5 protein-coding genes and 1 pseudogene are annotated in these 12,131 nt (G+C 68.0%); 1 reads left to right on the top strand and 5 read right to left on the bottom strand.

Features of this window, described 5'->3' with window-relative positions; genetic code table 11:
* Positions 1-2,599 precede the first annotated feature (2,599 nt).
* The 5 genes from ACIBW6_RS23390 to ACIBW6_RS23370 form a co-directional block, all read right to left on the bottom strand.
* On the bottom strand, positions 2,600-2,995 hold the full coding sequence (locus ACIBW6_RS23390) for an RHS repeat-associated core domain-containing protein (RefSeq protein ID WP_399062592.1): 396 nt from the start codon (positions 2,993-2,995) through the stop codon (positions 2,600-2,602).
* Between the two features lie 814 nt (positions 2,996-3,809).
* Positions 3,810-7,112 carry an RHS repeat-associated core domain-containing protein gene (locus ACIBW6_RS23385; protein ID WP_399062590.1) on the bottom strand — a complete coding sequence of 1,101 codons (3,303 nt, stop codon included), beginning with the start codon at positions 7,110-7,112 and terminating at the stop codon, positions 3,810-3,812.
* 178 nt (positions 7,113-7,290) lie between these two features.
* Positions 7,291-7,860, bottom strand: coding sequence for a hypothetical protein (locus tag ACIBW6_RS23380; RefSeq protein ID WP_399062588.1), 570 nt, complete (start codon positions 7,858-7,860; stop codon positions 7,291-7,293).
* A 457-nt stretch (positions 7,861-8,317) separates the two neighbouring features.
* Complete coding sequence (locus ACIBW6_RS23375) at positions 8,318-9,439, bottom strand: tyrosine-protein phosphatase (protein ID WP_399062586.1); 1,122 nt, start codon at positions 9,437-9,439, stop codon at positions 8,318-8,320.
* A gap of 317 nt (positions 9,440-9,756) precedes the next feature.
* On the bottom strand, positions 9,757-10,656 hold the full coding sequence (locus tag ACIBW6_RS23370; RefSeq protein WP_399062584.1) for an SGNH/GDSL hydrolase family protein: 900 nt from the start codon (positions 10,654-10,656) through the stop codon (positions 9,757-9,759).
* Positions 10,657-10,840: 184 nt separating this feature from the next.
* Between ACIBW6_RS23370 and ACIBW6_RS23365 the strand changes: the two are divergent.
* Positions 10,841-12,123 (top strand): annotated as a pseudogene (locus ACIBW6_RS23365) (PucR family transcriptional regulator).
* The last annotated feature ends 8 nt before the right edge of the window (positions 12,124-12,131 follow it).

The raw sequence follows: 12,131 nt of genomic DNA, 5'->3' as shown, positions 1-12,131 counted from the left end.
CGCGCGGTCTGCTCCGCAGACACGACGCGCCGCCACTACGTGGCGGAAAGACGGCCACGCTCCGCGTGGCTCACCGGCCGGCTCCGCCGTCCGGTGCGGCCAACTCCGTTGTCCGGGGCTCGAATTGCTCCGCAATTCGGCCTGCAGGAATTCGCTTCGCGAATTCCTGGGGCTGGCTGTGTCTTGAGGGGTCGTGGCTGTGGGGGTTGGTTGTGCTGGGTGTCAACATGCTTGTGTTGTGCGGTAGTTGATGGTGTGTGGGGGTGATGGGGTGTCAGGTTTGGAGGGTGAGGTGGCCGGCTGTGGTGTGGGGCTGTTGTTTGTCCCGGCAGGTGGTGCACAGTCCGCCCTGCATCGCTTCGGGCCGGCCCGGTGTCCTGCACTCGGTGTCCGCACACTCCACCAGATGACGACGGCGACCCTGGGGGACGGGAGGGGATACCGTCCCTGGGGGTTCTGCCCTGTACACGCGCTCGGGAGGAAGTTTCTCCCTCAGCCGGCGCTCCACGAACCCACGCGGACTATGCACCACAGGAGGCAAACCTCCGGACAATGCCTGAGCGAACCCCACCAGGTCAGGATCCCGCTCAAGCCACCGCACAGCCAGCGGCTCCAAAGCCTCACAATCCCTGGCAGACAGCCTCAGCCTCGCATCCCACACAGCAAGCCCGGCCAACGCCTGGTACGCCTCAGAACGAACAGTCAGACCAACAGAGACCGGAACCAACACACGCGCCGCAGGCGGTGCCTGTCCGGGCGTCAGAACCGGAAGCAGACTGGATGCCTGGCCAGGCCTCAGACCGGGTGCCTGTCCCGGTCTGAGGCCTGGCCTCAAACCGGCCTCCGGCTCTACTTCCACCTCCGGCACGAGCTCCAGCTCCGGCTCCGGCTCCGGCTCCGGCTCCGGCACATCACCATTGAGGAAGCAGGCCCACCACTCATCACTGCGTGCAATACGAGACCAGTACGTACGAAACACCCACCGCGTCACCCCACCCTCAGGACTCGCGAGAGTCCGCACACGACGCAGATGCCCCACCACAGACAACTCCGTCAAGGCACCCCGCACCGCCATCTGCCCATACAACGGCTGCTCCCTGGCGAGAGTCTTCACATCCATCGCCGCCTGCTCAGGCAACACGTCGACCAACCCCGCCACATACCGTGCACGCAAGGACAGATGAGCGAACGAGTCCCCCCGAAGAGTGCCCTGACCAGGCACAGCACGCTTCCCGAACCCCGGACTCGCCAGAGGATGTGCAGGAGACGGCACCACAACGGTAGAGTCAACACCAGCCACGAGATCGCCTCTAGGATCTTGTCGGTCAAACCCCGGCGGGTGTTGCTAGCACCCGGCCGGGGTTGTCTATTACCGCGGACGTTAGACGATCAACACACTACGTCGCAAGCCGATCACCCAAAGTCACCACCCCGCATGGCAACACCCGTTCAGCAGAAACGATCCGCTATCGCACGAAAGAAAAAAGCCGAACGGGGAGGGTGGGCGGGTGGGAAAGAACTTCACCCACCCAATCCTTACAAACACCGCTCGAACCTCGGCCCTCGAAGCTCAACACCCCCGGCCAAGATAAAACAGCAGCCCACACTCATCCCTTCCTAGCCCCCCACAACCCACCCCCAAAACCCGAGCCCCGAGCCTCGGGCCCCCAGCCGATCGGGAGCGCCTACTGCCGCCCCCGCAGGCACCGCGCACTCGGCAATCAGCTGGACGCAGGCCACGCTGAAAAAACGCACGTCGAAGCCCACCACAGCGAGTGAAGCTCGAGCTTCGAGGCTCGGCGTTTCCAGCGGACGCAGAGTCGACGGAAGCCTTGCAGCTGGGCGGAGGTGTGCTCCACGGCCCAGCGGCAGATGCCGAGTCTGGTGTCGTGCCGGGCGTTCCGGCGGCTATGGCAGGCACCGGGCCGCGGGCGCGGGCCTGGTCGCGGTGGGTGCAGTGGTCGGCGAGGTGCGAGTCGGTTGCGCCGAGGGCGAGTTGGCTGCGGAGGGATGGGATCGCCTCCCCGTGGAATCCGTGGCGAGATGCTGACCTCATTACAGTCCTTCAGTCAGGCCAGGACGCCATGCCCGACCCGAAGCCGAGTCCTTTGTTGGCAGCCGTCGTCTCCGAATCTCGCGAGAGCACTACCGCTTGAATTTCTTCCACAGAATGGCGCCAAGGATGACCGCGACAGCGATGGCCAGGGCGTAACCGGCTGCAGCCCTTTCGAAGAGATACCCACGCGCAGAGATCATGTTTTCCTCCGTCCTTGCGCTTGTGGCTGACCGGTCAACGCCTCAGCCGCCACACCGGTTACGGGACAACCTTTGGAGCGTCCTACCCGTGAACTTTGCCGCCCCCCAACGCCAGGAGGAACCGGAAAGCCTATTCGGGTTTCTACTTCTTGCCCTTCTTGATCCTTTTCTCGTACCTAGACCAGGAGAACAAGCTGATCACCACAACCAGAGTGAAAATTATTGCTCCTGTAGGCCAGAAACCGTTCACGGTGCTCCTTCCGATTCGCGGACGGTTACGTCCAGTCCCAACCACCGATCGCGGCACCGCCGAAGTAACTAATGCCTTCGTAGCCGATGTCAGTCATCTTTGCCGCCGTGCCCCCAACTTTGGCGGCCGCCATCGCGGTTCCAACTCCTCCGGTGCCTGCGCTAAGAATGCCGGTAGCCGCAATCTGTCCGGGGGAATCGCCCTCAAGGGTTCTTCCGGAGCGACACTCAGTCCAGTGCTCGCAACAGCTATTCCACCAGCGACCAAGGCGCAGCCTGGAAAAAACGAGGCCGCAGCGCTGATCAACGTTCCAGCGATGCCCCGAGCGTTGCCCCAGCCCTTCTTGTCAAGCCCGAGGAAGTCGAGTCCGCTCGGGTCCATGTGGTTGGTGGGGTCGCCGACCGCATAGGCGTAGAGATGGGATTCCTTGCCGGAGGGGTCGGGCTGGGGAAAGCGGCCGAGCTGGGGGTCGTAGTAGCGGGCGCCCATCTTGTAAGGTGCTGCGCGGCCAAGACTAATACTCTAGCTGTAGATCGTGATCTTCATGTCTGAGCTGCGGCTTGTCGCCGGGACTGGTGCCACCTTCTTCAGGCCGTGAGGTCGCCCCTCACCTGCTCCAGGTGCCCCAGAATTGTGTCGATCGAGTCGTCGCCGAGCGCCAACCACACCGGCGTCTCCTCCGCGTCGAGGGCCCGGGTGACCGCCGCCGCGGCCTTCGCCGGGTCGCCGGCTGAGTGCTGCCCCCCGTCTCCACGAAAGAGCGTGTCGCGCCCACCGTGTCCGCGTAGTCCACGATCCCGTCCGCGCTCAGGCTGTGGTTGCCGAACAGGCTCGTACGGAAGGCGCCCGGCTCCACGATCACTTCAGAGTGGTTCCGTGGCGGCAGCGGTCACGTTGCTGACAGTAGTGGGTTAGTAGAAGGCCGCGAGGCCGAGCGAGGCAATCCGCGCGGCGCCGAATTGAAGGATCCATAGCCCGAATGCCTCGCCGTGGGGGGCATCAGGGTATGCACGGGATTCACGTTCCTATCAGTCCTACAGCGATAAGAACACCTACAACCGCGAAGAGAACACCCGCACATCTGAATATCCAGACTATGGCACGTGACGTCTCTCTGGTCCGCTTCTCCCCGAAGAACTTTCCGGAACTCTCAGCGTTGGATCTTTCAACACTCTCGGCGCCTGCGGCGAAAAAGCATCCGAACAACGCCATGAGTATTCCAGCTACAATGTGACCCATTTCCGGGATCAACTCCATCTTGCCTCTGGTGGACGAGCCAGAGCCCGCCCACCAGAACTAGCTTCTAAAATTGGACTCTGGCCCCAGCAGAGCAGCCAGGGAAATTCAGGCCAGCGCCACCGCCGAAGCTGAAACTCTTTCCCAGATCCAATTCGAACTCTGGAACGACGGCGCTACAGTTGAGATACCCGTACCCGTCAGTCTCGCTGCCGATAGTGCCACTGTTCAGGTCGGCACTGAAGCCGCCTCCGGGCGTGCCAAGCCCTATCTGGAAATAACCGCCCCCTTCGCTGCCATCCGAGTTCTCGGCGTAGCCTCCTCCGAGACAAAGCCAAAAGCATGCCTCGGCTCCGAGCGACCATGAGCTGTGCCCGCTCGGGTCGAAGCGGTTGATGGGGTCGCCTGCGGCGTAGGCATAGAGGTTGCTTTCCTTGCCGGAGGGGTCGGGCTGCGTGAAGCGGCCGAGTTGGGGGTCGTAGTAGCGGGCGCCCATCTTGTACAGGCCGGACGGGTCGAGGTAGGTGCCGGTGTAGCGGTAGGGCTGGTTGGTGCCGGTGGTGGTGCGGGCTTCGCCGTAGGGGCCGTAGCTGTAGGTCGCGGTGCGCTTGCCGCTGGCGTCGACCAGGCCGATGACGCTGCCCTGGACGTCGGTGAGGTAGTACTGGCTCGACCCGCCGCTCGTCATGGCTGTCAGCGTGCCCGAGGCTTCCCGGACGAAACCGGTGGTGTTCTCGCGGGTCATGCCGGTCGCGGCGTTGGTGAACGTCGAACTGCCGCGCGTCAGGCGGTCGTTGTTGTCCACGCCCGCGTAGGTGTACGTCGACGCCGTGCCCGACGCGGTCAGCGCGGACAGCTGGGTGTACGGCGTCCACTGGCCGCCCGTGCGGGTGCCGGTGGGTGAGGCCGCGGAGGTCTCGTTGCCGTCGCCGTCGTAGCTGAAGGCGGTGTTGCCGCCGAGCGAGGTGAGTTCGTTCGCGTTGTTGTACTCGCGGGCGGACTGGGTGTCGGCGCAGGCGGGGAGGCTGGTGCCGGTGGAGCGGCCGGTCATGTTGCCGGCCTTGTCGTAGCAGTAGGCCCAACCCGCAGTCGTGGCGCTGTCCTTGGTCTCCACGGCCTTGGTCAGGCGGCCCTTGGAGTCGTAGGTGTAGGCAGTCGCGGCGCCGTCGGTGGTCCGCTTGTAGATCTTGTCGCTGTCCTTTCCGGACTTGTTGTAGTCGTACGTGATCGTGGACAGGACGGTGGAGCCGTTCTTGACCTCGATCTTCTGGGCGCGGCTGGACTTGTCGTAGTCCGTCTTCTGCACCGTGCCACCGGGGTAGGTGGTGGTGGTGCGGTCGCCGTTCTTGTCGTAGTCGTACGTGGTCTTGGCGCCGCCCGGCTGGGTGAGGGTGGTGAGCTGGTTGGCGTCGTTGTAGTCGTAGGTGAGGGTGCCGCCCGCGTCGGTGGCCGTCTTCACGTTGCCGGACGCATCGTAGGTCACCGAACTGGCGCCGCCCGCGGGCAGGGTGCGGGTGCGTTCGCGGCTCTGCTCGTCGTAGGTGTACGTGCTCGTACCGGTGGGCGAGGTGCGAGACTTGATGTTGCCGTCCGCGTCGTAGACGAACGTCGTCAGTTTGCCGTCGCTGGTCTGCGTCTTGAGGCGGTCGCGCTTGTCGTAGGTGTAGACGGTCTTGACGCCGCGGCCGTCGGTGACGGTGTCGGTGCGGCCCAGCGCGTCGTAGGTGTAGGTGATGTCCTCCTGCGCGGAGGGGCGGTCGACCTTGGTCAGGTTGCCCTTGGAGTCGTACGTGAAGGACGTCTTGTTGTCCTCGGGGTCGGTGGCCGAGCAGCGCTGGCCGGGCAGCCCGTCGCACTTCATCGTGCCGGACTTGGGGTTGTAGTCGTAAGACCACTTGGCGCCGTCGGAGCCGGTGGTGGTGTCGGTCTGCGACATCATGTTGCCCGAGGTGTCGTAGCCGTTGGTGACCTTGTCCCCGCTCGCGGAGGTGAGGGTCTCGGGGTAGTGGCCGCCGGACTTCTGCGTCCAGGCCGCGGTCGACTGCGCGCCCGTGGGCTGGGTCGCCGACTTCGGGTTGAAGGAGTCGTCGTAATCGAACTTCACCGTGTTGCCCGGAGTGGATCCGACGCCCATGCCGTCGACGGCGCTGGTGACGTTGTTGTCCGGGCCCCAGGACTTGGATCGTTCCCGGTCGAGGGGATCCTTGGTCTTCTTCACGCGCCAACGGGCGTCGACCGTGATCTCGGTGTTCTTGCCTCGCGGGTCGGTGACGCGGGCGACGCCTTCGCCTGCGCTGCCAGGCTGGGGAAGGATGTAGCGGAAGGCGGTGGTGGCGCCGGTGCCCGCGGTCTTGTCGACGACCCGGGTGATCGACGCGAGGAGGTTGGTGTTCCAGGTGAACCGCGTCTCGCGGCCCTCCGGCGTGGTCACCTTCGTCATCCGGTGCGAGGTGTCGTACTCGAAGACCGTGGTCTTGCCGTCGGTGTCGGTGAACGTCTTCAGGTCGTTGCCCGACCAGGTGTACGACACGTAGCGGCCGGTGTTGTCGGTGACCTTGGTGATCTGCTTGCCGTCATTGGTGAACGTCAGGGTGCGGCCGGAGGCGGAGGTGACCTTCGACGTGAAGGCGCCGGAGTACGTGATGGTGGTCGCGTTGCCGTTCTTGTCCTCGACCTTGCTCACGCGCGCGTCGCCGGTCGTGCCCGAGCGGGTGAAGGTCGTCTTCTGCCCGTTCTTGCGCGAGGTCAGGGTGAACGACTTCTTGTCCGAGGACTGTGTGAGGTCCTGTTTGTAGCCGGGGGCCGGGGTGAACCCCGAGCCGTCGCGCTCGAACACGGCGATCGTGCTGGAGGGGCCCTGCACGTAGACCGATGTCGGGTTGGGCTCGTGGATGAGGTAGTCGCTGCCTGTGGTCGCCTTCCAGCTGGTGTTCAGGCCGTTGTAGGCGAGACCGAAGGACAGGCCCGGGCCGGCGTCGGCGATGTCGAAGGCGTTCGCGGAGAGCAACAGGTTGCCGTTGCCGTAGTTGACCTGCGCGCCGACCGAGTCCGACAGCGGTGCCTCGTGGAACTCCGACCACGGGACCTGGCCGATGCCCAGGCCCTGGAACGTGGATTGCAGGATGCCTTCCTGCACCAGCTCGCGGTCCTTGCCCGGCGTACCGATCGGGGTGCTCTTGGGGGCCTTGGTCTTGCCCGACGGCGATGCGGACAGCGTGGGCGGGGTGGGCTTGTCGGCGGGCGCGGCCTGCGCCTGGGCGGGTATCAGCGCGACGAGCAGCGCCGTTCCGGCCGCTGTGGCGACTGCGGTTGCCGCTGCAGAGTATTTGCCGCGTCTGCTTCGCCGGTTTCCGGGCATGACAGAGTGCACGAGGGACTCTCCTTGGATCGGTCGGGCTTCACGGGCCGTTGGGCTGAGGAGCAGGACCCGGCGGGTGGCAGCCGGTGGGCGGCTGCCACCCGCACCCATTAGGTGCGCTCGTGGCGCACCGGGGCGGGGGCCCTGCGGTATGAGCCGGTGCGGGGTGGGCGCCCGCACCGACGGTGTGTCAGCAGCGCTTGGACGTCCTGCCGTTGTAGCCGCCCGGCTCGTCGGCGATGGTCAGCGTGCCGTCGCCCGAGGTGCAGTCGTCGACCGAGTCGGCGCCGTTGCCCCAGAACTCCTGGGACAGCGAGTCGTAGACGCGGCGCTCTCCTTGCAGCACCTCACGGTCGTAGTTCCAGACGCCGACCTGGAGGTCGAACTTGATCTTCTTGTCCAGGAACGACTTCCACACCCACACGTACCCGTAGTTCTCCTTGCACTGCGGCGAGTAGAACTGCTTGACCGAGGCGATCTTCTCGGTGCCCCGGTAGGCGTAGGCCGTCGTGCCGATCTGGTAGGCGTCGGAGCACACGCCGGCTGCCGCCGCGGCAGCGGTGGCCGGGTTTCCGGCCTCTGAAGGAGCGCTCGAGGCCGGCGGCTGCGCGCCGGGAGCGGGGGTGGGCCCCGTCCCGGCGGATGCCGTGCCCGCTCCGGCCAGCGTCAGGGCGAAGGCTCCCGAGGCGGCGGCCGCACAGGCCAGCGATCTCAGACTCTTCTGGGCGCGCGAAATCCGCGCACCGTTGGTGCGTCGCATCAAGACTTCCCCCCACAGGAAGACAGACCTCGCAGACCCCTGCGGTCACGAGGAGCCCACAACCTGTCACGGGACCTGCACAAGTCGGCGGTCGTGCCCTCGAACATCTGCACCACACGGGCCAGAACAAGCCCCTCCGCATAGCAAGTTCCGGACAGGGACGCACACGTCATCGGCACGTGTGTCGACGAAAGCCGGTCACCGGCCCGTCAAGTACCGGCAAAACATGGCTGGAATCGCTTGTTTGCGTTGCTCGACGTGCACGAGTGAGTATCCAACCGCACTGTTCGAGCCAGGTGTAGACCATGCTTATGGGGTTCTTGTTCCGGTATGCCGACCGTTTCGCCCTGTCATGGGGGTAGTTGGGGTCGCAGCGAAAATGGCGTCGGACATGAGCCGCTCGCCGAAACCCATTTGACAAGCGCTTTCCCTGACGAGGGCGCCGCCGCCTGTTCCGTCAGTCGGTCAGCAGCCTGGTGCGCAGGGCCGTGACCGTCGGTGTGTCCAGGCGCAGGCCCTCTCGTACGTACGTGTCGAAGTCCCCGTAGATGTGGTCGACCTCGGCGAACGCCGCGCGCAGCCAGCTCAGTTCGACCGCCTGCGGGTCGCCCGTGTACTGGTTGCTCGCGAGGAAGTCCGCCTCGACCGTGGCGCGTGGTACGCCGAGCAGGGTGAGGAGGACGGCCGTGCCCCAGCCGGTGCGGTCCTTGCCCGCGCTGCAGTGGAAGACCGTGGCGCCCGAGGTGTTCGCGGTGACGGCCGTGACCAGGTCGTGGAAGGCATGGTCGGCGCCCACGAAGTTGACCATGAACGGGTAGCCGATGGACTGGCCCAGGTCGGAGGAGCCGGAGAAGAGGCCGGCGGCGAGGGCCTGGGCCAGGGTCATCAGGGCCGGGTCGTGGAAGCGGATGCCGTGGCTGAGCGAGACGACGTCGGCGACCTGGTAGGCGACGCCGGCCGGCAGGCGGTCCGGCTCGTCGTGGCGCTCCATCGCGTTGCGCAGGTCCACGGCGCGCGTGAGGTGCTGCGAGACCAGTCGCTGCTGGTCGGCGTCGGTGAGGGCGCTCAGCTTGTTGGAGCGGTAGACCAGGCCGGGGCGGACCCAGTGGCCGTCGGTGGTGCGGTAGCCGCCGATGTCGCGGAAGTTGCGGGCCGACGCCAGGCCGAGCGAGCGGTCGGCGACGGTGAGCGCGGCGCCGCTGTCGGGAGTGAGGCGGAGGTACCAGCGCCCCGCCTCGGGCAGCGTGCCCGCCGGGACGGTCAGGGAGCCGGTGCCGGGCCCCGTTCCGAGGGCCGTGCCGGTGGTGGCGTCGGGTGCGGTGACGGCGGTGACGGTCACGGATGCGGCGGGTGAGGCCCAGGAGAGGGTGTAGCCGCCGTCGGCCGCGCGGGTCGCCGTGGCGGCGGTGAAGGGTACGGCGGGGGCCGTGTGCACGGTGGCCGCTGCCGCGGGGGCCGTGTGCACGGTGGCCGCTGCCGCGGGGGCCGTGTGCGGCGCGGCGAGCGCGGGCGGGGCGAGGGCCGTGCCGGTGAAGAGGGCGGCTGTGACGACGGCGCCGGCTATGCGGTGCGTACGCATGGTGGTGTCCTTGTCTGTCTCGGTCGAGGCATCAGGAGGTGGGCCGGGCGGTGCGGGGGGCGGTGCCGCGGACATTGATGACACGGCCGGTGGTCAGGAAGGTGGCCTGCCTTCTGCTGACGGGCGGCGGACGAGTGAAGGGGGGCCTCGTGCGGGGCGTGGCCGTACTCGGGTCCGGCGGGCGGGTGTTCCGCCGGACCCGGGTGGTCGTGGCCGAGACGTGCGCGGGCCGGCACCCCGGGCAGGGTGTGCGGGTCGGCGCGGGCCGGCGCGGGCACCTTGCCGTGCGGCTTCGTGTGCGGGTGCCGGCCCGTGGGTCAGTCGTCCTGCAGGTGTGCGCCGATGATGCGGGCGTAGTTCTCCTCGCCGCGCCGGTTGGGGTGCAGCGGCGCGGCCGGGGCCGTCGGCACGTATCCCTCGACCCATTTGGCGGACGGTGCCTGGCAGGCGTCGTGGCCCTTGCTCGGCGTGGCGAGGTCGATGTACTGGGCGTCGTGCGCGGCGCTCTGCTCGGCGATCACGGTGTTCATCCGGTCGACGCTGCCCTGGAGGAAGTCGGCGTCCACGGGGAGCACGGGCTGCAGGGGCCAGCAGCCGCCGGGTTTGATGTAGAGCCCGTATCCCGTGACGACGACCCTGGCCCGGGGCGAGCGCTGGTGGATGCCGTCCAGGACGTCCGCGAGGCGGGGCGCGAACTCCGCGAGTCTTTGCCCCACTTGGTCGACGCCGCCCGCGGTGTACCTCTCCTTGCAGGGCGTGGCGTTCGGGTCCAGCGTCGTGCAGTCCTGTGCGATGCCGACCAGTCCGGCGTCGTTGCCGCCGATGGTCAGGGTCACGAGGTCGGTGTCGGCGCGCAGGGCGTCGAACTGCGGCGGCGCCGAGCCCATCGGGATGTCCAGCAGCGACAGGGACTGCTTCTCGGTCATGTGCTGGGACTTGGCGCCGCTGCAGGTCACGTCGCGGAGCGAGGCGCCGAGGCTCGACGCCAGTTCGTGGGCGTAGTTGTGCGTGGAGCGGCCGCACGCCACCGGTCCCGTGATGTCCGGGATGAGCGGTCCCGAGGCCATGGAGTCGCCGAGGGCGACGTACGAGGGGGTGTCGTCGGCCGCCGCCAGGGCGCCGGTCGCCGTGGCGGCCACCGTCGTGGCGGTGAGCGCGAGGGCGACGGCGGAACCTCTGACGGTCCGCCAAGTCGACTTGCTACGAACGGAGTTCACGGTGGCCTCCGGTGCGGGCGAGGGCGTAGGGGGCATGGCGGGTGCTGCGGTCATCATGCAGACTCGGGCACCGGCTTTTAACTGGGGTGTGACGCAGACTTCGGCGGGGGCTTTTGTGACGCGTGACAAGGAGCGGCTCGCTGTGAACGGCGCGCAGGCGGGCCAGGACACGGGTGGGCGGCCGTTGTGCATCGCGGGGCGTCCGGTGGCGGGCCGGCTGCGGGCCCGTGTCCCCGCCCTGACCGAGCGCGTCGTCGCCCGGCTCCTGAGCGAACTGCCGGTCTACGCGGAGCTGCCCCAGGAGGAGATCGCGGGCGACATCGCCCACATCGTCCAGCACAACCTGCGGCTCTTCACCGACGTCGTGGAGCACCGCAGGGACGCGTCCGGCGCCGAACTCGCCGAGCAGCGGGACTCGGCGGCCCAGCGCGCCGAGGAGGGCGTACCGCTGGATGCCATCCTCGCCGCCTACCACATGGGCATCGCGATGTGCTGGGAGGAGACCGCGCGGGACGCCGGGCCCGGGGACCTGCCGGCCGTCCTGGAGGTCATGGACCGCCTGCTGGCCCTCCAACGCCAGCTGATCACGGCCGTGAGCGGCGCCTACCTGGAGGCCCGGCAGCTGCTGGACAGCCAGGAGCACGGCGGCCGGCACGCCTTGCTGGCCGCTCTGCTGAGCGGTGAGGACCTGGAGGGCTTCACCCGCCGGACCGGGCTGCGTCCCGCGCCCCGGTATCTGGCCATGACGCTCGCGCTCGCCCCGCACCCCGACGAGAGGGCCCAGGCCCCGGGGCCAGGACCGGGGGTCGCCGCCCAGCGCAAGATCCGCCGTATCCGTACGGTCCTGGACCGGTTCGCCGCGACGCCCGCGTTGACCGCCCTCGATCCGTCGGGCGGCACCGTCCTGCTGCCCGTCGCGCAGCGCCGCCGTGGGCCGGGCCCGGCGGGCTCACCGAACTGGTCGCCGCGGCGGCCCGGGCGGCGGGGGCGCCCGTCACCGCGTGGGCCGGGCCCGGCGGGCTCACCGAACTGGTCGCCGCGGCGGCCCGGGCGGCGGGGGCGCCCGTCACCGCGGCCGCCGAGACCGCGGAAGCTGCCGCGATACCCCGGGCGGTGGCCCGCAACGCCGAGGTCGTCGACCTCGTCATCCGCACCGGACGCGCGCCCGGCCTCTACTGTCTGGCCGACGTCCTGCTGGAGTACCAGCTGAGCAGGCCCAGTGAAGCGCTGCGGGGCCTCGCGCAGCTCCTGCGGCCGCTGGACGCCAAGCCCGAGCTGCTGCGCACCCTGGAGACCTATTTGCGGCACGGCCTGGATCGCCGGCGCGCGGCGGCCGCGCTGCACGTCCACCCCAACACCGTCGACTACCGCATCCGCCGCATCGATCGGCTGACCGGCCTCTCCCCCGCCCGTCCCGCGGACGTCCAGTACCTGTCGGCGGCGCTGATCGCCCGCCGGACGGTGTGAAGCGCTCG

The sequence above is a fragment of the Streptomyces sp. NPDC049813 genome (assembly GCF_044465085.1).
In the GTDB taxonomy this organism is placed as follows: Bacteria; Actinomycetota; Actinomycetes; order Streptomycetales; family Streptomycetaceae; genus Streptomyces.
Note: the sequence above shows the minus strand (reverse complement) of the source record. Positions and strands in the feature narration are given on the sequence as shown.